General features: G+C 72.6%; 20 protein-coding genes, 1 tRNA gene and 1 pseudogene. 4 read left to right on the forward strand and 18 right to left on the reverse strand.

Annotated elements, in window-relative coordinates:
- Positions 1–17: 17 nt before the first annotated feature.
- The 9 genes from odhI to Vse01_RS02155 form a co-directional block, all read right to left on the reverse strand.
- A complete protein-coding gene (gene odhI / locus Vse01_RS02115) occupies positions 18–470 on the reverse strand; it encodes an oxoglutarate dehydrogenase inhibitor Odhl (RefSeq protein ID WP_093402417.1) in 453 nt (150 codons plus the stop codon).
- A gap of 218 nt (positions 471–688) precedes the next feature.
- Entirely contained in the window at positions 689–1,069 is a 381-nt protein-coding gene (gene gcvH, locus Vse01_RS02120) for a glycine cleavage system protein GcvH (RefSeq protein ID WP_093402500.1), read from the reverse strand.
- A 56-nt stretch (positions 1,070–1,125) separates the two neighbouring features.
- Entirely contained in the window at positions 1,126–2,049 is a 924-nt protein-coding gene (locus Vse01_RS02125) for a DUF881 domain-containing protein (protein WP_093402418.1), read from the reverse strand.
- 9 nt (positions 2,050–2,058) lie between these two features.
- On the reverse strand, positions 2,059–2,391 hold the full coding sequence (locus tag Vse01_RS02130; RefSeq protein ID WP_093402419.1) for a small basic family protein: 333 nt from the start codon (positions 2,389–2,391) through the stop codon (positions 2,059–2,061).
- Positions 2,388–3,302 (reverse strand): DUF881 domain-containing protein, encoded by a 915-nt coding sequence (locus Vse01_RS02135; RefSeq protein ID WP_093402420.1) that lies wholly within the window; start codon positions 3,300–3,302, stop codon positions 2,388–2,390. Before Vse01_RS02135 ends, Vse01_RS02130 begins: the two co-directional genes overlap by 4 nt.
- The gene (gene clsA / locus Vse01_RS02140) at positions 3,299–3,937 is read right to left on the reverse strand and encodes a cardiolipin synthase ClsA (RefSeq protein ID WP_093402421.1); all 639 of its coding nucleotides are present in this window, start codon (positions 3,935–3,937) and stop codon (positions 3,299–3,301) included. Before clsA ends, Vse01_RS02135 begins: the two co-directional genes overlap by 4 nt.
- 272 nt (positions 3,938–4,209) lie before the next feature.
- Complete coding sequence (locus tag Vse01_RS02145) at positions 4,210–4,686, reverse strand: MarR family winged helix-turn-helix transcriptional regulator (RefSeq protein ID WP_093402422.1); 477 nt, start codon at positions 4,684–4,686, stop codon at positions 4,210–4,212.
- Between the two features lie 56 nt (positions 4,687–4,742).
- Positions 4,743–5,921 carry a PP2C family protein-serine/threonine phosphatase gene (locus tag Vse01_RS02150; protein WP_093402501.1) on the reverse strand — a complete coding sequence of 393 codons (1,179 nt, stop codon included), beginning with the start codon at positions 5,919–5,921 and terminating at the stop codon, positions 4,743–4,745.
- A 63-nt stretch (positions 5,922–5,984) separates the two neighbouring features.
- Entirely contained in the window at positions 5,985–6,731 is a 747-nt protein-coding gene (locus Vse01_RS02155; protein WP_093402423.1) for an SAM-dependent methyltransferase, read from the reverse strand.
- Between the two features lie 132 nt (positions 6,732–6,863).
- Here Vse01_RS02155 and Vse01_RS02160 point away from each other — a divergent pair, with 132 nt between their 5' ends.
- The 3 genes from Vse01_RS02160 to Vse01_RS02170 all read left to right on the forward strand — a co-directional run bounded on the left by Vse01_RS02160 (position 6,864) and on the right by Vse01_RS02170 (position 8,576).
- On the forward strand, positions 6,864–7,745 hold the full coding sequence (locus Vse01_RS02160; protein ID WP_093402424.1) for a universal stress protein: 882 nt from the start codon (positions 6,864–6,866) through the stop codon (positions 7,743–7,745).
- Between the two features lie 142 nt (positions 7,746–7,887).
- Positions 7,888–8,103, forward strand: coding sequence for a phosphatidylethanolamine-binding protein (locus Vse01_RS02165; RefSeq protein ID WP_093402425.1), 216 nt, complete (start codon positions 7,888–7,890; stop codon positions 8,101–8,103).
- Positions 8,100–8,576 carry a hypothetical protein gene (locus tag Vse01_RS02170; RefSeq protein ID WP_093402426.1) on the forward strand — a complete coding sequence of 159 codons (477 nt, stop codon included), beginning with the start codon at positions 8,100–8,102 and terminating at the stop codon, positions 8,574–8,576. Before Vse01_RS02165 ends, Vse01_RS02170 begins: the two co-directional genes overlap by 4 nt.
- Here Vse01_RS02170 and Vse01_RS02175 read toward each other — a convergent pair.
- Positions 8,573–8,773 (reverse strand): hypothetical protein, encoded by a 201-nt coding sequence (locus tag Vse01_RS02175; protein ID WP_093402427.1) that lies wholly within the window; start codon positions 8,771–8,773, stop codon positions 8,573–8,575. The genes Vse01_RS02170 and Vse01_RS02175 overlap by 4 nt on opposite strands.
- A gap of 116 nt (positions 8,774–8,889) precedes the next feature.
- Here Vse01_RS02175 and Vse01_RS02180 point away from each other — a divergent pair, with 116 nt between their 5' ends.
- Positions 8,890–9,537, forward strand: a complete 648-nt coding sequence (locus Vse01_RS02180; RefSeq protein ID WP_093402428.1) for a hypothetical protein — start codon at positions 8,890–8,892, stop codon at positions 9,535–9,537.
- Positions 9,538–9,543: 6 nt separating this feature from the next.
- Here Vse01_RS02180 and Vse01_RS02185 read toward each other — a convergent pair whose 3' ends face one another.
- From Vse01_RS02185 to fdh, 8 genes and pseudogenes are all read right to left on the reverse strand, one after another.
- Positions 9,544–9,729 (reverse strand): hypothetical protein, encoded by a 186-nt coding sequence (locus Vse01_RS02185; protein WP_093402429.1) that lies wholly within the window; start codon positions 9,727–9,729, stop codon positions 9,544–9,546.
- A gap of 71 nt (positions 9,730–9,800) precedes the next feature.
- Positions 9,801–9,998 (reverse strand): hypothetical protein, encoded by a 198-nt coding sequence (locus Vse01_RS02190; RefSeq protein ID WP_093402430.1) that lies wholly within the window; start codon positions 9,996–9,998, stop codon positions 9,801–9,803.
- 45 nt (positions 9,999–10,043) lie between these two features.
- Positions 10,044–11,798, reverse strand: a complete 1,755-nt coding sequence (gene selB / locus Vse01_RS02195) for a selenocysteine-specific translation elongation factor (protein WP_093402431.1) — start codon at positions 11,796–11,798, stop codon at positions 10,044–10,046.
- A gap of 2 nt (positions 11,799–11,800) precedes the next feature.
- Positions 11,801–13,105 carry an L-seryl-tRNA(Sec) selenium transferase gene (gene selA / locus Vse01_RS02200; RefSeq protein ID WP_093402432.1) on the reverse strand — a complete coding sequence of 435 codons (1,305 nt, stop codon included), beginning with the start codon at positions 13,103–13,105 and terminating at the stop codon, positions 11,801–11,803.
- A 20-nt stretch (positions 13,106–13,125) separates the two neighbouring features.
- Positions 13,126–13,221 (reverse strand) — tRNA-Sec (locus Vse01_RS02205).
- Between the two features lie 55 nt (positions 13,222–13,276).
- Complete coding sequence (gene nrfD / locus Vse01_RS02210) at positions 13,277–14,296, reverse strand: NrfD/PsrC family molybdoenzyme membrane anchor subunit (RefSeq protein ID WP_093402433.1); 1,020 nt, start codon at positions 14,294–14,296, stop codon at positions 13,277–13,279.
- On the reverse strand, positions 14,293–15,351 hold the full coding sequence (locus tag Vse01_RS02215; RefSeq protein ID WP_093402434.1) for a 4Fe-4S dicluster domain-containing protein: 1,059 nt from the start codon (positions 15,349–15,351) through the stop codon (positions 14,293–14,295). The genes nrfD and Vse01_RS02215 overlap by 4 nt, the downstream gene beginning before the upstream one ends.
- Positions 15,352–15,407: 56 nt before the next feature.
- Positions 15,408–18,644, reverse strand: a pseudogene (gene fdh / locus Vse01_RS02220) (formate dehydrogenase); the annotation flags it as partial.
- Positions 18,645–18,947: the final 303 nt, after the last annotated feature.

The raw sequence follows: 18,947 nt of genomic DNA on the forward strand, positions 1-18,947 counted from the left end.
GGAGGCCGCAGGCTCGTTCACCCCCGGCCGGCCTCACCCTCCGGGCGCGGACCGGCGATGAACACCACCCGGAACTTGCCGATCTGCACCTCGTCACCGTTGCTCAAGGTCGCCGCCTCGACCCGCTCCCGGTTCACGTACGTGCCGTTCAAACTGCCCACGTCCCGCACCGTGAACGTCCCACCATCCCGGTGGAACTCCGCGTGCCGACGCGACACCGTCACATCGTCGAGGAAAATGTCACTGTCCGGATGCCGCCCACTGGTCGTCACATCGTGATCCAACAGGAACCGGGCACCCGCGTTCGGCCCCCGCCGGACCACCAGCAGCGCCATCCCCGGCGGCAGCGAACCGGACATCCGGCTCGGCACCACATCGGTGTCCGGCCCCTCCAGCGCTTCCTCGAGCGAACCGAGATTGAGCGTCGACGTGACGTCGAGCGGGGGGAACTCGTCGCCTGGGCGAGTCATGGGGACCACCTCACGGAATCTGTTTCGGTCGGCGTCGGGTGACGGCGGGTCTGGCCGCCGGGCTCTCATCCACCCGGCGGCTGGCTCTCCGTGCCCCGAAAGGCTGTCCGCGACGCTCAACTAATGGGTTCTCGGTCGACTGGGCGAGCCTAGCCAGCGCCGAAAAACAGGGCAACCGGACGCGCGGCAGACACCGCCCCGCCCGCACAGCAAAAAGCTCAGCTCTCGGTCAACTCGCGATACGCGGCCGCACTCAACAGACCATCCACCGCCGCCGCATCCGCCGCAGTGATCTCCACCAACCAACCCGCACCGTACGGATCACTGTTGATCACCTCGGGGGTGTCGACCAACGCCTCGTTGCGCGCCGACACCGTACCGGCCACCGGCGCGTACAACTCCGACACGCTCTTGGTCGACTCGATCTCACCCAGCGACTCACCGGCCGCCACCGTCGCACCCGCCTCCGGCAACTGCACATACACGATGTCGCCGAGCGCGTCCTGCGCGAAATGAGTGATGCCCACCCGGACGGCCCCACCGTCCGCGACGGCCACCCACTCATGCTCGGCGGTGTAACGCAGATCCTCAGGAATCACCAGCAGCGTCCTCATCCATCGCGACACCGGACCAACCGGTGCCGGCCCGCCGACCTTCAGGAGACCGGACGGGCATGTTCCAGCGGGCGGGGCACGTGCAGCGCCGACACCTCGGCAACCTCACGCTCCTCAACGATCACGTTACCGCCGTCGCCAGCCACCGACGCCACCACCCCACCAGGAATGTTGAGCGCCGTACGCATCGTCGCCGGGTCACCCAGCACCGTGATGGTGAACGGCCCCGTCAACGGACGCCCGTCCACGATCAACGCCCCGTTCTCCCCGTTGAGGAAATACGTCGACGCCACGATCCGCACCGTCGCCTGGTCACCACCGGAGATCTGCATCGCCTCCGCCCCGGCACCCCGCAACTCCTGCACCGCATCCAGCACCCGCACCGCCGAGATCGGCTTCGCCCCCGCCTGGAACCGCACCGTCAGACCCGGGCCCCGCGCCGGCAACGTACCCGCCAGGATGCCCAACTCGTCCGCCCGCCGGGTCGCCTCCTCCAACGCGGCCTGACGCCCCTGCTCACCCGAACGCAACTGCCGCTGACTCTCCTCCAACGCGGCGATGTCCTGCCGCAACCGGATCTCCCGCGCCTCCAGGTCGTACAGGATCCGAACCAGATCCTCCTGCCGCGCCGCCGCCAACGACGAATCCGTCGACGTCATCTTCAACTGCACGGCCAGGGTGAACCCCAACAGCCCCAGCAACACAACGATCACCACCGCCGCCGAGCTGAACCGTCGCCACGGCGACACCACCGCAGCCGGACCCGCCGCGGCAACCCCCTCCGCCGGTGCCGCGGACGGATCCTCGTCCTCTCCCGACGGGCGCTCCTGCGGCGACAACGGACTCAACTCGTCCGGATCCGGCGCCTCCGGACGCGGATCCGGCTCCCCCGCCGGGCCATCCGGCCGCGTCGGCTCCGCCGGCTGCGGCCACCCCGTACCCGTCTGCGTGTGCTCGTCACTCACGCCACAAACCTACGCCCGGAACAGGTGCCGACGGATCGCCGCCACGTTGCCGAAGATACGAACCCCCAACACGACCACCACACCGGTGGACAACTGACCGCCCACCCCCAACTGGTCACCCAGATACACGATCAACGCAGCCACCAGCACGTTCGAGATGAACGACACCACGAACTGCTTGTCGTCGAAGATGCGGTCCAGCTTCGCCCGCACCCCACCGAACACCGCGTCCAACGCGGCCACCACCGCGATCGGCAGGTACGGCTGCAACGCCGCCGGCACCGTGGGATCAAGCCACAGCCCGAGCAGCACCCCGGCCAACAGGGCCAGCACCGCGATCATCGACCACCTCCGGAGGGACTGGGGGACGTACCCGAGCCGGACGACTCGTCACCGCCCGACGACGACACACTCGGACTCACCGCGGGCTCCGCGTAGCGTAGCCGCAGCTCCGGAGCAGCCGGCAGCGTGAGGTCATCGGCGTCCCGCACCGCGAACGACAGACCCGTCACCTTCGCCACCTGGCGCATCGTCAACGCGCTACCGCTGGCCTCGTACCGCTCCCGCATGCCACCCGGCCCGATCGCGCTCACCTCGTACGGCCCGGTCACCGGACGGAAGTCCACCAGGATCGCCTGACCCGCGGAACGGATCGTCGACGTCGACGTCAACCGCTGCCCATTGATGGCAATCGCCTCGGCGCCGGCACCCCACAGATCGTTCGCCACGCTCTGCAGGTCGAGATAAATCACCTGGGCGGGACCGGCATCGGCACCGCCGAGCGCATCCTGGCCACCTGGCGCGTCCGCCAACTCCACCACCACACCGTCACCGCGCACCCGCCCCAGGCCGGTACTCGCCTCCAGCTCCCGCAACCGGGCCGCGCGGGAACCACCCAACGCGGCCTCCCGCTGCCGGTTGACCTCCTCGCGCAGTTCCTCGGCCCGGGTCGACAAGGCGTCGGTCTCACCCTGCCGCTGCTTGATCTGCGCCACCAGGCCGGACCGGGCCTGCGCACGCCCCGGCTCCTCGGCCATGGTCTGCCGGTAGGCCACCGCGAACAGGAAACCGAGCAGCACGATCACCACCAGGCCGACCGGCCCCACCGACCAGCCCGACCGCGCTGGCCGGCCGGTCTCCGCCCGCCGGGCCGCCGCGTCGGCGTAGCCCGGATCCAACGGGTTACGGAACAACTCGGTGAGGAAATCCGGGGTGAAGGCCCTCGGCCCACGCCGGCTCTGATCGTCACTCATGCCGCCGCTCCCTGCCGACCGCGTACCGCACGAACCAACTGCCGGGCCTGAATCACGTACAGCGCGCCAGCGACCCAGTAGAGCACCAGCCCCCACCACGCCAACGCCCAGCCGATCGTGCCGGCCACCGCTGCGGCCGCCGGCACCACCGCGGCCAGCAGCAGGATCGGAAAGGCAGCCAGCAGCAGGAAGGTAGCCGTCTTACCGACGTAATGCACCGGCGGCGGCCCGTAGCCGTGCCGCCGCAGCACCCCGAGCGAGCCCAGCAGCAGCACCTCCCGCGCCAACAGCGCGGCGGTGAACTGCCACGGCACCACTTCGCGGGCGGTGAACGCGACAAGGGTGGCGAGGATGTAGAGCCGGTCGGCGAGCGGGTCGAGCAACTCGCCCAGCCGGCTGACCTGCCCCAGCCGCCGGGCGATCCAGCCGTCCACCCAGTCGCTGGTGCCACCGACGGCCAACACCACGATTGCGGCAGCGTCGGCGCGCACCACCAGGAACAGAAAGAGGAAGAGGGGAACACCCAGCAGGCGGACGAAGCTGATCAGATTCGGCCAGGTGAGCACCCGGTCGTTCGGTCCCCGGCCACCGTCGCGGGCCTGCGGTTGCTCCTCCCGAGCCGCCCGACCCGACACCGAACCTCCTCCGCGACGCGCTCGGGCACCGCGGACCAGGTCCGCCGTTCGGCGTCGTACGCGTGTCCAGCCGGCTGCTGCCGGCGCCCCCTGTGATCCCCTGCCGGGATCCGTCCCCTGACCCGCCGTCCATCGTCGATGATCACGGGCCGGTCGAATGCGCTGCCACTATAGCGGGCTGCTGCCGTGGTTTCGCTGCCCAGCGGGCCCGTGCCGATGGCTGGTTGTTGCCATTGTGATGGGCATCACTGCGTGTAAGGCATCCTAGGACACTAGTCGAAGTGGATTCCCGTGCGTCGGACAGTGGCGCTCGCGCCACTGTCCGACATCGTGGCCGCCTGCCCGAACGCCACCAGCGCCCCGAGCAGGTCCTGCCGCCCTCGGGCCGGCATCCGTTCGAGCACGGCCCGCACCGCCTCGTGCCGGCGTGATCGCACCTCGGCCAACAGCACCTCGGCCGCCGCCGTCGGGACGAGGCGCACCTCCCGACGGTCGCGCGGGTCGGCCGTTCGGCGCACCAACCCGATCGCCTCCAGCCGGTCACAGAGCCGACTGGCCGAGGAGGGGACCACATCCAGCAGCGCGGCCAGCCCGTTGACGTTGATCTCCGGGCGGATACTCAGCAGGGACAGCACCCGCAGCTGGGTCGGCGACACCGAGAGGCGGTGCCGGGAAACGGCCGAGTCGAGCACGCCCACAAGCGTCTCGGCGGCCGCGTCGATCGCCGCGGTGAGATCCGGTCGCTCCACGCGATGTCCCCTGCGATTGTCCCGCTGGTCCTGCACCGAACCGCCGGACGGGTCGGTCAACCCTGTTCCTGGCCGGCCGAGCCGCGCCAGTCCAGGCAGACGACGACCGCGTCGTCCCGCAGATCGGTGTCCGCGTGGAAGGTCTGCAACTCGCGCATCACCGTACCAACCGCCTCGGTCGGCGGCTGCAACCGCGTGGCCCGCATCGCCCGGGCCATCGCCCGCTCGCCGTACGTCTCCCGGCCGCTCGGATCGGCCGCCCACACACCGTCGGAGACGATGAACAACCGGTCCCCCGGGTCGAGGTCGAACTCCTGTAGGTCGTAACGGCTCTCACCGAACATCCCCAGCGGAAGCTGCTGCTCGAGAGCGACCCGGGAGACGGCGCCGCCGCGCACCCGCACCAGATGTGGCGAGCCGGCGTCCACCGCCCGCACCCGCCCGGTGACACAGTCCAGTTCGAGCAGCAACGTCGCCACGTGCCGGTGCCCCCGATGCTGGTAGTAGACCGTGTCGGAGGCCAGCTCGGCCTGTTCCACCAGACCGCCACCGGAACGGCGGGCGTTCCGCATGGCATTGACCGTCACCGCCGTCAACAGGGCAGCGGCCAGCCCGATACCGTCGCCGTTGAGGACGGTGACGGTCAGCCGGCCCTCGTCCAGCGACCAGTCGAAGTGGTCACCACCCACCGTGTACGCCGGTTCCAGCTGGCCCGCCAGTTGGAACGAGTCATGGCTGACACTGCGCCCCGGCAGCAGTTCCCACTGCAACTCGGCGGCCATGCTCAGCCGCTCCCGCCGCCGAGCCCGCCGGTAGCGGTCGGTCTCCCGGTCGGCCGCACGCAGCGCCATGGCCATGTCCCCGGCGATGTCGACCGCCTCGCGCACCACCGACTCCGTCGGCTCCCCGGCCAACTCGACCATGAGCACGCCCAGCCGCTCGCCCCACACCGTCAGCGGAACGTAGATGCGGCACCGCCCGTCCTCACCGGACTCCCGGACCGGCTGCTGGCTGCTGAAGCAGCGCTGCACCGTACCCTGAACCTCGGCGACCGCCACGGCGGGCTGGCGGGAGTCGAGCACCGGCCACAGCCCGCTGATCCGGTAGTCGGCAACGAACACGATGGTGCCCGACGCGCCGAGCGCCGACCGGATGGCCACGTCGGCGGCCTCGACCACGCGGTCGGGCGGGGCCTCGCGCAGGGCGCGGGAAATCCCCGTGGGCGCATCCGCCATGACCATCCTCCGAAAAATACTTGCTCTGGGGCAAGCATCATACGGAGGTGGTTTCGCCCATGGTCACCCGACCGACCGCACGGCGACCGCGCCGTGAAACGCGTCCGGCACCTCCTCCGGTCGCCCCTCCGGTCGCCAGCGGGTCACCGGCACGATCCCGTCCCGGGTGGGCTGCCACCGGCCGAGCAACGGGCCGAACGCGGCCGGCGGGCGCATTCGGAACGCCGGCCCCATCATCGCCAGCGCCTGCGGATACGCGGCGAGTTCCTCGGTGTCGAAGTCGATCGCCAGGTGACTGCCCGGTGCCACCGCGGTGTACAGCTCGTCCAGCGTGCGGGCGAGAGTGTCGTCGTCGAGGAACGCCGCCAGGCCGAGAAAGACCACCCCGACCGGGCGACGCCCCCAGCCCGGCACGAACCGGTGCAGCAACGCCGGGTCGACGGTGCCGATGTCGGTGGCGTCGCCGAAGCCGTAGCCCGCCCGGTCGCTGCCGGCCAGGATGCGCTGCCCGAGACGGATGGTCACCGGGTCCACGTCGGTGTAGAGAACCGTCGCGTCGGGTGCCACCTCGTGCACGTTGCCCATCGTCGGCACCCCGGCGCCGAACACCAGGAATCCGTCCACACCGGTGGCGGCTATCGCCCGTACGGCACGGCCGAGAAAGGCGCGCAGCGCCCGGAAGACCGGAGCACACGGCCCGTACGCCTGCTCGAAGGCGCGGGCGGCGGCCACGTCCACCGGATGGTGGTGCGTCCCGCCGAGCCAGAAATCAATCATCCGTGCGGTACTGGGCTGGTCGGGCTCCACCATCGACGACGCTCCTTCCCCAGTCGCCAGCGTACCGACAGCACGTCGCTCGCCGGTATCGCCCCGTTGGCCGCCGGGGGCGGCGATACTTACCCAAACCGGTCCCGACGGCGGGCCCAGCACAGGGAGGCGACGGTGAGCTCGGTCAGCGGCGCGGCGGTGGTGGTCGGCGTGGACGGCTCCGAGCCCGCCCGCGCCGCGTTACGACTTGCCGCCGCGACGGCGGCCCGCCGCGATCGCCCGCTGCGGGTGGTGCACGCCTTCATCTGGCCGACGCTGCACTCCCCCGTCCGGCCGGCCACGGAGAGCGCCCCCGGCGGGGGTCTGCGGGCGCGAGCGGAACGGATGGTCGCCGACGCCGTCGAAGAGGCCGAGGCGACCGCGCCGGGACTACGGGTCACCGGCGAGATAATCGACGGTGAGGCTGCGGCCGTGCTGCTCGCCGAGGCGCCCGGCGCGGCGATGATGGTCCTCGGTGACCGCGGTGCAGGCGGTTTCGCCGCACTGCTGCTCGGCTCGGTCGCGGTGAAGTTGGCCGCGTACGCCGATTGTCCGGTGCTGGTGGCGCGCGGCGCGCAGCACCCCGACGGTGTCGTGGTGGTCGGGGTGGACGGTTCCGAGTCGTCCCGCCGGGCCGTGGAGTTCGCCGTCGACGAGGCCGCCCTGCGCGACGCCGCGGTGCTCGCCCTGCACGCCTACCGGCACCCGGTGTCCACCGGCCCGGGTGACATGCAGCCGCTGGTGTACGACGAGTCCGAGTTGCGCGACGACGAGGACCGTGCGGTGGCCGAGTCCATCGCCGGGCTGACCGAGCGGTACCCGGAGGTGCCGATCACCCGGAAGTCGGTGCGGGGTCGGGCCGCCCGGGTGCTCACCGACGCGTCCCGCCAGGCGCAACTGCTGGTGGTCGGGGGGCAGGGGCGTGGTGAGGTGACCGGGTTGCTGCTGGGTTCGGTGAGCCAGTCGATGCTGCACCACAGCCACTGTCCGGTCGCGGTGGTACGCGGCCCCCGGTGACCGGCCGGCACGGTTGGCGGCGGCCCAGGCGGGTAGACGGGCCGCGTACGCCACCGGCGACGACCAGAGAGGTCACCGACGCCACCGGCGGCGGCCCAAGGGGGTCACCGACGCCACCGGCGACGAACAGGGGGATACAGCCATGCCAGGACCTCGGCCCGGCAGCAACGCCTACGACAAGCAGCGTGCCCGCCTGCGCAACGCCATCGACGGCTCCGGCCGGCGCACACCGGACCAGAAGGCCGACGAGGCGGCCAACCGGATCCTGCGGGAGGATCGGGGCCGGCGCGGCGTCGTGCGGGGCGAACGCGCCTACGGGCCCAAGGGAAACCGCGAGCCCGGGGATCCGAAGAAGTGAGGACCGCCGACCTGACCGACGGCCTCATCGCCGGGGCCGTCGGCACCGCAGCGCTCAACATCGTCACCTACCTGGACATGACGGCCCGGGCCCGACCGGCCAGCCAGACGCCCGAGCAGAGCGCCGGGAAACTGGCCGGTGCCTTCCACCTGTCCCTGGGGCCGCCGCAGCAGGCGGACAACCGGCGCAGCGGCCTCGGCGCCCTGCTGGGCTACGGGCTCGGCGCGGCCGCGACGGTCGGCTTCGCGCTGCTGGCCCGGGGCCGTCGGCAGCCGTTGCTGCGCGCGGCCACGCTGCTCGGTGGGGGCCTGATGACCCTGTCGGACGGGTCGCTGACGCTGCTCGGCGTCACCGACCCGCGCACCTGGCGGCGCGTCGACTGGCTCGCCGACATCGTCCCGCACCTCACCTTCGGGCTGACGGCCGCAGCCACCTGGAACCGGCTGCGGCCGTCAACCGGCAGCAGGGCCTAACGGTCGCTGTCGTCCTCGGCGACCGGTCGACCGCTGGGTCCGTACGGTGACACCTGGCCGTGCGGCGCCGGGCGGCCGGTGTCCCCCGGCGAGGAGCCGCGGTTGCGGGGATGGCCGGCCGGGTCGGGGCCCTTGTTGTCCTGGCTGGTGTCACCGAGGGCGTTACGCCGGAGTTCCTGCTGCTGCGGGTTCGTCACGGTCGTCTCCCTTCGCCCGAGCGCGGCACGGCGCCGCGTCACCACGGCTTACCCGCCTCCGTCGGCGGCATTCCGGCACGAGGGCTAACCGGGCCGGCGGCGGGTACCCCCCGAGGATGGGTGACCAACGGGCGCTGGCGCGGTCTCTGCTGACCCGCCGCACGTACGCCGAGGAGGCCGGCATCGCGCTGGCTGACCGACCCGCGCCGCTGTACCAGTTGCTGGTGCTGGTCACGTTGCTCAGCACCCGGATCCGGGCGCAGGTGGGGGTGGCGGCGGCCCGGGAACTCTTCGCGGCCGGCTACCGCACCCCGCAGGCCATGGAGGCCGCCAGCTGGCAGCAACGGGTCGACGCGCTGGGCCGCGGACACTACCGCCGCTACGACGAGCGGACCGCCACCATGCTCGGCTCGGGCGCCCGGCTCTGCCTGGACCGCTGGCACGGCGACCTGCGGCGGTTGCACCGGGAGGCGGCCGGTGAGCCGGCGCAGTTGCGTCGGCTGCTCACCGTGTTTCCCGGGATCGGGCCCACCGGCGCGGACATCTTCCTGCGCGAGGTGCAGTTGGTCTGGCCGCAGTTGCGCCCGTACGCCGACCGGCGGGCGGTGGCCGGCGCGCGGCGGCTCGGCCTGCCGGCCAGCACGGACCGGCTCGCCCGGCTCGTCGACGACGTCGACTTCGGCCGGCTCGCCTCGGCGCTGGTGCGGGTCGCCCTCGGCGAGGAGTCCGCCGGGCAGATCAGCCGCGGTGTGGCGGCCCGCTGAGCGCCGTCACTTCGCCGCGTCACCGCCGGGTTTGGTCAGATACCACACCAGCAGCGACGCCAGCAGCGCCAGCACCACCAGCCCGCCGGAGAGGCCGCGCCCCTCCTCCGGGGACCGACCCGTGGTGCCGAAGTAGATCACGGCGAGGCCGGCGAGCACCGCGACGAACTTCCGGATGCCTCGGTCCTTCACAGCTGGCACGGTACGCAACCGGGCACCGTTATGGCGGATTAGCCGGTTTTGTCCCCCACCCGGGGAACTCCTCAGTCGACTTCCAGGTCGTCGAGGGAGATCTTGTGGCTCATCAGCCACCGGGCCAGCGCCGACATGCCGAACAGCCACAGCGGCGCGGACTCGGTGGTGCCGTTCGTCGCGTAGACGGCGAACCGCAGATCGGGCGCCCGGTACGCCTCGATCCGCCACCGGTGCTGCCGGTCCCGCCAGACCGCGGAGGGGTCCATGCCGTCACGGTAGGTGCCCGGCTCCGCCGCCCGCCGACGATGTGCTCAATCCACCACCACCCGAGCATCGTCGGGTAGCCGACGGGTCAGTCCCCGCTGGTCCAGCAACTCCAGCAGCGGCACCGCCACCCGGCGGGTCGTGTCGAGCGCCTGCCGGGCGGCGCTGAGGGTGAACGGCTGCGGGAGCCCGGTCAGCACCCGCACCGCCTGCTGCGGCGCGCCGGGCAGCAACAGCACGTTACCGGTCAGCCGCAGCAGCGCCCCGGCCCGCACCGCGGCACCGATCTCCCGGGTGCCGAGCCCGACCGCGGCGAGCCGGTCCGCATCGGGAGCGCGGAACGGGTGTGCCGCGTAGTCCTCGCTCACCAGAGCCAGCGCGCGGGCCACCGGCTCGGGCAACGACGCCGCACCGGGCGCCACCACCCGACCGGCGACCAACCGCAGCGGCGGCTTCACCAGGGCTTCGACCAGAGACCGGTCGGGCAGGTCGAGGTGTCGGCGCAGTTGCTCGACCGGAGCGCCAGATGCCAGCGGATGTGTGCGGGCGTGCTCGGCCACGGCCACGGCGAGCCGGTCGCCCAGCCCTCGCCAGTGCTGCGGATCGGCCAGCCAGTCACCCGCAACCGGGGCAACCGTCACCGGAACACCCGCCCGGACCAGGTCACCGACCCGGGCCAGGCCCCGCCGGCTCAGCTCGCCAGCAAGCTCGGGACGGCCGTCAAGGGTGGCCAGCACGGCCGCCCGAGCCGCCGCGGCACCCCGACGTGCCAGCGGTGGCGGCCGCACGTCGAGCACGGTGACCCCGCCGGCGACGTACCGGCGGCCCGGATCGCGCAGCAACGCCCGGTCCCCGATCAGCAGCGGCAGCGGACGGCTCAACCGCAACCGGGCGGTGTCCCCGCCCAGCGGACGGACCCGCACCGGCACCGCGGCCGAACCGACGTGCAGCGTCAGCGTCACCGGCAACTCGGCCACCGCGACACCGGCCAGGCGGACGTCCACCAGGTCGGTGGGTTGGAATCGGCCCGGGGTGAGCAGGGCGTCGCCGCGGCTGATCCGGTCGCGGGCCACGCCCCGCAGATTCACCGCCACCCGGGCCACCGGCAGCGCCTCGTCGCAGGCCGCGCCGAGCCGATGCAGGCCCCGGATCCGCACCGGTACACCGGCGCCGGCCAGCTCCAGTTCGTCGCCGACACGTAACCGCCCGGCGCCGAGGGTGCCGGTGACCACCGTGCCGCTGCCCCGCACCGTGAAGCAGCGGTCGACCCAGAGCCGAACCGGCCCGTCGGGCACCGGGGCCGGCAGCCGGTCGGCCAACCGGTCCAGGGCGGCCCGCAGGTCGGGCAGACCGTCACCGGTGGCGGCACTGACCGTCACCGTCTCCACCTCGCCCAACGAGGTCGCCGCCAGCTCCGACCGGGCCCTGGCCAGGGCCGCGGTGGGATCGGCCAGGTCCGCGCGGGTCACCACCAGCAGGCCGTACCCGACGCCGAGCGCGTCCAGGGCGGCCAGGTGCTCGGCGGACTGCGGCATCCAGCCCGCGTCGGCCGCGACCACCACGACGGCGGCCGGCACCGGACCCACCCCGGCCAGCATGTTCGGCACGAACCGCTCGTGCCCCGGCACGTCGACGAACGCGACGGTACGACCCGACGGCAGCGACGTCCAGGCGAACCCGAGGTCGATGGTCATGCCGCGCCGGCGCTCCTCCGCCCAACGGTCCGGTTCCATCCCGGTCAACGCCCGCACCAGCGTGGACTTGCCGTGGTCGACATGCCCGGCGGTGGCCACCACCAGCATGGTCAGTCGTCCCCCGGCACGGCCAGCACCGCCGCGCGCAGCAACCCGTCGGCCCCCTCCGGCACGCACCGCAGGTCGAGCAGGAGCCGAGCACGGACCACCCGACCCAGCACCGGTGGGTCGGCGGCACGCAGCGGGCCGGCGTACCGCTCGGGCAGGCTCAGCGCCCACGAGTCCAGTTCGACGCCAGGCGCGCCGCCGCCGCCGACCACCGCCACCGACGGCACCACCTCGGCCTTGCGGCCGTCGGCGGCGAGCGCGTCGCGCAGCCGTTCGGTCCGCTCACGCAACGCCGCCGGGTCGGCGTGCAGCGCCCGGTGGGTCGGGGTGGCCGGGTCACCGAGGGTGCCCGCGAGGGCGGCCAGGGTCAGCTTGTCCACCCGCAACGCCCGCGCGAGGGGGTGCCGGCGCAGCCGCTCTACCAGGTCGGCGACGCCGAACAGCAACCCGGCCTGCGGGCCGCCCAGCAGCTTGTCGCCGCTGGCGGTGACAAGCGCCGCCCCGGCACGCAGGGTGCTCGCGGCATCCGGTTCGTCCGGCAGCAGCGGGTCGGGTACGAGCAGCCCGGAGCCGATGTCGGCGACCACCGGCACACCCAGCCCGGCCAGCCGCCGCACCGGCACCGCCGAGGTGAAACCGGTGACCCGGAAGTTCGACGGATGCACCTTCAACACGAACCCGGTACGCGGCCCGACGGCGGCGGCGTAGTCGGCGAGGGTGGTCCGGTTGGTGGTGCCCACCTCCCGCAGCCGGGCACCGGTGCTGGTGAGCAGGTCCGGCAGCCGAAAGCCGTCGCCGATCTCCACCAGTTCGCCCCGGCTGACCACGATCTCGGCGTCGGCGGCGAGCGCGGTGGCCGCCAGCACCAGCGCGCCGGCACCGTTGTTGACCACGTGCACCGCCTCGGCGGCCGGTACGGCGGCGGCGAGCGCCCGCAACGCGTCCCGCCCTCGGCGCGCCCGCCGCCCGGTGCCCAGGTCCAGTTCCACGTCGGTGTACCCGGCGGCGGCGGTCACCGCGGCCACCGCAGCCTCGGAGAGAGCGGCCCGCCCAAGATTGGTGTGCAGCACCACCCCGGTGGCGTTGAGCACCACCCGTGGCACGGGCGGCGGCAGGTCGGCCAACGCGGCGTCGCGTACCTCGGCGGGGTCGATCTCACCCCGGCGGGCCCGGTCCTGGGCCTGCCGCACCGCGCTGCGCACCCGGTCGCGGCCGACCGTCGCAGCGGCCGCGACCAACTGCGGATCAGCCAGCAGCACATCGGTACGCGGCACCCGGCGCCGCGGGTCGGCGCCGCCGTCGCCCATCGGTTCATCTCCTCGCAGCCTGGCGGAGACGGACGGGAATCGAACCCGCCTGGCCCGGATCCCGGACCACACCGGTTTTGAAGACCGGGAGGGGCACCAGCCGCCTGAACGCCTCCACCGGCCATTGGATCACAGCTCGGCGGCGGGTGTGCGGCCGAGTCGACACCATGGTCACCGGCCGGGATCGGCCGCCCGCCGGTCGAGCCGGGCCCGCTGCGGCAGCACCGTGTACTTCGGATCGCGGGCCGAGGCGACCCCGGCGTGGAAGACACCGAAGCGGGTGGCCACCGAGGCGGCCAGCAACGCGGCACCGGAGACCGCCGAGACCAGTCGGCTACGCCGGCCCAGCACCGCCCCGGCCACCCCGGCCACCGTCAGTGCCCGCCCGGCGCGCAGCAGCCGACCGGGCCGCCCCGTCCGGTAGGGCTCGCCCAACAGGCCGAGACGAGTCTCCACCCGGTGCGCGCCGAACAGTTCCAGTCCGGCGCCGGCCACCGCCATCCGCCGCGCCGGACCCGCCTGCGCGGGCGGCACGGCGAGCAGACCCACTCCCGCGCCGCTGGCCAGCGCGCTGCCCGCGAAGACGAACGGCAGGTCGGCGTACGCCTCGTGCCAGGACGGCACGGCCGTGTCGGCCAGCAGCACCGCCGTGTACGTGCCCAGGGCCGGTGCGGCCACCGCAGCGGCCAGCCCGGCAGCCCGCCCCACCGGCGGCAGCGCCCGACGGGCCAGCCCGAGTGGACCCCGCGTGGGCAGCAGCGGCGCCACCTCGGCGACCGCGGCAAGTCCGGCGGCCGGACCGTACCCGGCGAGGATCCAGGTGCCCACCGACATGGGTGAGGTCGGCTTGGCCACCCGCAGCATGTGGTGGAACCGTTCCGGCCGGCCCAGGTCCTTGACCAGCAGGCCGGCGCTGGCGGTGACCGCGGCCAGCGCGGCGAACCGGCCGGCGCGGCGAACCCCGGCCCGCCCGGTGAGCTGCCCACCGGCCGCCAGCAGCGACGAACCGGCGGCCAGCCCGCCGGTGAACAGGTACGCGGCGATCTCCCACGTCCACACCGGCGGTTTCAGGATCGGCCGGCCGTAGTAGGAGGTGAATTCCGCCGGCGGCACGGCCAGTTCCTCACCACCCCGGCGGCCGGCGCGGAAGCGCCGGAACCGGTCCCCGACGGCCGGTCGGTCCCGGTTCACCGTCGACCACCGAGGAACGCACCGACCGCCGCCGCCGTCATGGCCAGCGCGGCCAGCCCCGCCCGACGCCACATCGCCGGCAGGTCCCGGGTGGTGACCTGCGGATCCGGCGGCAGGCCGTACACCTCCGGCTCGTCGAGCAGCAGGAAGAACGCGCCGTCGCCACCCACCCCGTCGTCCGGGTCGTGGCCATAGAGCCGTGCCTGCGTCTCCCCCCGTTCCCGCAACGTGGCGACCCGCGCGGCGGCCCGTTCCCGCAGCTCGTCGAGGGGGCCGTACTGGATGGACTCGGTCGGGCAGGCCTGCGCGCAGGCGGGGGTCAGGCCCGCGCCGATCCGGTCGTAGCAGAGCGTGCACTTCCACACCCGGCCGTCGTCCACCCGGCGGTCGATCACCCCGTACGGGCAGGCCGACACGCAGTAACCGCAACCGTTGCAGATGTCCTCCTGCACCACCACGGTGCCGAACTCGGTGCGGAACAGCGCCCCGGTCGGGCAGACGTCGAGGCAGCCGGCCCGGGTGCAGTGCTTGCACACGTCCGACATCATCAGCCAGCGGAAGTCGCTGCGGCCCTCGGCGCTGCCGGTGCGTCCCGGCGGCCCGGCCGCCGGCATGCCGAGGAACTCAGTCATCCGGGCGGCGGCCGGCGGTTCACCGGGCAGCAAACCCGGTTCGGTTCCGGGCTGGGTGACGGTGCCGGCTGACCGGGCGGCGGAGGCCGGGCCGGCCGGGTCGCCGGTCGGGTTCCCGGCGAACGACGCGGTGCCGTGACCGGCGGGTCGGGGCTGTTCCACGAAGGCGACGTGCCGCCACGAGTTGGCGGTCAGCGCGCCGGTGTTGTCGTAGGACATGCCGAGCAGATCCAACCCGGCGGTCGGTACCCCGTTCCACTCCTTGCAGGCCACCTCGCATGCCTTGCAGCCGATGCAGACGCTGGTGTCGGTGAAGAAGCCCATCCTCGGTGGCGCGTCGACCCAGCCGGCCGCGGTCGCCGGATCGGCGGCCGGCAGCGACGACTGTGGCGGTACGGCGGGCCGGTGCGGCGGGTCGACCATCAGGGGTTCCCCTCTCCGTCGCCGGTGGACCCGGGCGGCTCGACCGGCACCCCGGGGGTGACCGCCGGCGGTAGAACACCCGGCACGATGCCGGCCCTGGTGCGGTAATCCTGCACCAGTTCCCGCAGCGCCGCGCCGGTGGGCCGACGCCCCGGTCGCACGTCACAGGTGCCGATCTTGCTCTCCTGGATCAGGACGTTCGGGTCCAGGGTGATGCCGAACAGGTCGTTGGCCGAGTCGCCGGTGACCAGTCCCTCGAAGCCGAAGTGGTACGGCAGCCACAGCTGTTGGATCACCCGGCCGTCCACCGTCAGCGGCGCCAACCGGTCGGTGACCAGCACCCGGGCCTCGATCGCCGCGCGAGCGGTGATCAGGTGCGCCCACCCGAGATGGGTCAGCCCGGCCAGCGTCGCCAGCTCCGGCGACACCTCCACGAACATCTCCGGTTGCAGTTCCGCCAACGGCGCGACGGTCCGGCTCATCCCGCCCGCGGTGTGGTGTTCGGTGAGCCGGCTGACCGTGAACACGTACGGGAAGACCTCGTCGTGCTGCTGCGGCGGGCTCGGGTTCGTCGAGTTCACCGGGTGGTCGTACCTCTTGCGGGTCGGGTTGGCCTGCTGGCCGTAGAGCGGATTACGCACCGGCGACTCGGCCGGCTCGTAGTGCGTCGGCAGCGGCCCGTCCAGCACCCCGCTGGGCGCGTACAGCCAGCCCTTGCCGTCGGACTGCATGATGAACGGATCGTCACCGGCCAGCGCCGCCGGCCCCGTGGCACCCTCCGGCGGCCGGTACGACGGCGGTTTCGTCACCTCGAAGTCGGGCACGTCGCGACCGGTCCACCGGCCAGCGTCGGCGTCCCACCACACGTACCGTTTGCGCTCGCTCCACGGGCGGCCCTGCGGGTCGGCGGAGGCCCGGTTGTAGAGCATCCGCCGGTTCGCCGGCCACGCCCAGCCCCACTCGGCGGCCACCCAGTCCTGCTCGTGCCCGGGCCGACGCCGGGCCGCCTGGTTCACACCGTCGGCGTAGACGCCGGTGTAGATCCAGCAGCCGATCGCGGTCGTCCCGTCGTCGCGGGCCTGCGTAAAGGTCGACAACGGACGGCCACTGACCGTGTCGTATCCGTTGATTTCCCGCAGCACCGCCTCGGCGTCCGGCTCGGCGAGCCGGCCGTGCGTGGGATAGTCCCAGGTCAGGTCGAGCAGCGCCCGGTCGCGCGGCAGGGTCGAGCCGGCCAGCTTCTCCCGGATCCGGCGCCCCAGGTGGTAGAAGAACCACAGCTCGGAGCGGGCGTCGCCGGGCGGGTCGACGGCCTTCTCCCGCCACTGCAGCAGCCGCTGGGTCTGGGTGAACGTGCCCTCCTTCTCCACATGGGAGGCGGCCGGCAGGAAGAACACCTCGGTGGCGCACTGCTCCGGCACGATCTCACCGGTGGCAACCTCGGGGCCACGCTGCCAGAAGGTCGCACTCTCGATCATGAACAGGTCGCGTACGACCAGCCAGTCGAGGTTGGCCATGCCCAACCGCTGGGCCCGGCCGTGCGCCGAGCCGACCGCCGGGTTCTGGCCGAGCAGGAAGTACCCCTTCACCTTGCCGTCGATCATGTTGAGCACCTGCTGGTAGGTGCCGTGATCGCCGGTGAGCCGGGGCAGATGGCCGTAACCGAAGTCGTTCTCCGGTGTCGCCGCGTCTCCCCAGTACGCCTTGAGCAGGCTGGCGGCGTAGGCGCGGGCACCGCCCCAGAAACCCTTCTGACCGGGGTGCCGGATGCTGTCCACCCAGGCGTCGAAGTCGGGATGCTGGGCGTGGTGCGGCATCGGCAGATAACCCGGCAGCAGGTTGAACAGAGTCGGGATGTCGGTGGAGCCCTGGATGCTGGCGTGCCCGCGCAGCGCCATCACCCCACCACCGGGCCGCCCCACGTTGCCCAGCAGCAGTTGGATGATCGCCCCGGTGCGGATGTACTGCACGCCGACGGTGTGCTGGGTCCAGCCGACCGAGTAGATCAGGCAGCCGGTGCGTTCCCGCCCGGAGTTCTCCGTCCAGGCGCGGGCCAATTCCAGGAACTTCTCCCGGGGGATGCCGCAGACCCGTTCCACCATCTCCGGCGTGTAGCGGGCGAAGTGCCGCTTGAGGATCTGGTACACGCAGCGCGGATGTTGCAGCGTGTCGTCCCGCTGGACCTGCCGGGACACCGGGGCACCGTGCGACTCGTGGCGCAGGCCCGCCGCGGTCTCCCGCTCACGGGCGGTGTGCCCGCTGCCGGAGTCCCGCTCGTGGCCCGCGTACTGCCAGCTGTCCTGCACGTAGCTGGCGGTCGCCGGGTCGAAGCCGGAGAAGAGCCCGTCGGCGTCCTCGGCATCCACGAAGTCGTCACTGACGATCGTCGCGGCGTTGGTGTACGCCAGCACGTACTCCCGGAAATCCAGCTCGTTGCTGAGGATGTGGTTCACCACCGCGCCCAGCAGCGCGATGTCGGTGCCCGCCCGGATCGGCAGGTAGGCGTCGGCGACCGCGCTGGTGCGGGTGAACCGCGGGTCGACGTGGAAGACCTTGGCCCCACGCCGTTTCGCCTCCATCACCCACTGGAAGCCCACCGGATGGGCCTCGGCCATGTTCGAGCCCTGGATGACGATGACGTCGGCGTTCGCCACGTCCTGCTGAAAATCCGTCGCGCCACCGCGACCGAAGCTGGCCCCCAGACCGGGGACGGTGGCGGAGTGTCAAATACGGGCCTGGTTCTCGATCTGAAGCGCCCCCATCGCGGTGAACAGCTTCTTGATGAGGTAGTTCTCCTCGTTGTCCAGGGTGGCCCCGCCCAGGCTGGCGATCCCCAGCGTGCGGTTCAACGGCCGGCCCTCGGCGTCGACGTCCTCCCACGTCTCGGCCCGGGCCGCGAGCACCCGATCGGCGATCATGTCGAGTGCCGTGTCGAGGTCCAGGTCCTCCCACTCGGTGCCGTACGGCCGCCGGTAGCGCACCGTGGTCTGGCGCAGCGGGCTGGTGACCAGGCTCCGGCTGGCGGCGCCCTTCGGGCAGAGCCGACCCCGGGAGATGGGGCTGTCCGGATCACCCTCGATCTGCGTGACCTGGTCGTCGGTGACGAAGACCCGTTGCCCGCAGCCGACGGCACAGTACGGGCAGACGGAACGGGCCACCCGGTCGGCGCCCTCCGTGCGGGCGGTCAACTCGGCACTGCGGTTCGAGCACGCCGCAGCGCCCCGGCCCAACGGGTCGGTGCCGGTGAGCTGCCGGTAGACCGGCCAGCCCAGCAACCTGTCCCGCAGCCCCACGCTCGACACCTCCGGTGTTGACCTTAGGACAGCGCGCCGAGATCGGCGACCCACCTTTCGGAACCACATCACGACGTCGCCCCCGGCCCGATCTCGGGCCGGGGGCGACGAAGGTGCCGGTGTGCAGGTCGCCTCTCGGCGAGTGGCGCGACGCGGCTCCAGCCGAACGGTATTCCGCGAAGGCAATTTAGGTGAGGCCCGGGGACACTTGACACACCGACACCCGAGTCAACAGGTTACCCGCTCTGCTTCTTCCTACCCCTATGGTGAGCGCCGCCACAGTAGGGCCGGCACTATCTGAAG

The organism is Micromonospora sediminimaris (assembly GCF_016863575.1).
Taxonomy (GTDB): domain Bacteria; phylum Actinomycetota; class Actinomycetes; order Mycobacteriales; family Micromonosporaceae; genus Micromonospora; species Micromonospora sediminimaris.

Bases quoted from the DNA above. Each gene is read 5' to 3' on its own strand.
- odhI (WP_093402417.1), bottom strand. From the start codon at position 470: ATGACTCGCCCAGGCGACGAGTTCCCCCCGCTCGACGTCACGTCGACG.
- Vse01_RS02130 (WP_093402419.1), bottom strand. From the start codon at position 2,391: ATGATCGCGGTGCTGGCCCTGTTGGCCGGGGTGCTGCTCGGGCTGTGG.
- Vse01_RS02135 (WP_093402420.1), bottom strand. From the start codon at position 3,302: ATGAGTGACGATCAGAGCCGGCGTGGGCCGAGGGCCTTCACCCCGGAT.
- Vse01_RS02150 (WP_093402501.1), bottom strand. From the start codon at position 5,921: ATGGCGGATGCGCCCACGGGGATTTCCCGCGCCCTGCGCGAGGCCCCG.
- Vse01_RS02155 (WP_093402423.1), bottom strand. From the start codon at position 6,731: ATGGTGGAGCCCGACCAGCCCAGTACCGCACGGATGATTGATTTCTGG.
- Vse01_RS02165 (WP_093402425.1), top strand. From the start codon at position 7,888: ATGCCAGGACCTCGGCCCGGCAGCAACGCCTACGACAAGCAGCGTGCC.
- Vse01_RS02180 (WP_093402428.1), top strand. From the start codon at position 8,890: ATGGGTGACCAACGGGCGCTGGCGCGGTCTCTGCTGACCCGCCGCACG.
- Vse01_RS02190 (WP_093402430.1), bottom strand. From the start codon at position 9,998: ATGGACCCCTCCGCGGTCTGGCGGGACCGGCAGCACCGGTGGCGGATC.
- selB (WP_093402431.1), bottom strand. From the start codon at position 11,798: ATGCTGGTGGTGGCCACCGCCGGGCATGTCGACCACGGCAAGTCCACG.
- selA (WP_093402432.1), bottom strand. From the start codon at position 13,105: ATGGGCGACGGCGGCGCCGACCCGCGGCGCCGGGTGCCGCGTACCGAT.
- Vse01_RS02215 (WP_093402434.1), bottom strand. From the start codon at position 15,351: ATGGTCGACCCGCCGCACCGGCCCGCCGTACCGCCACAGTCGTCGCTG.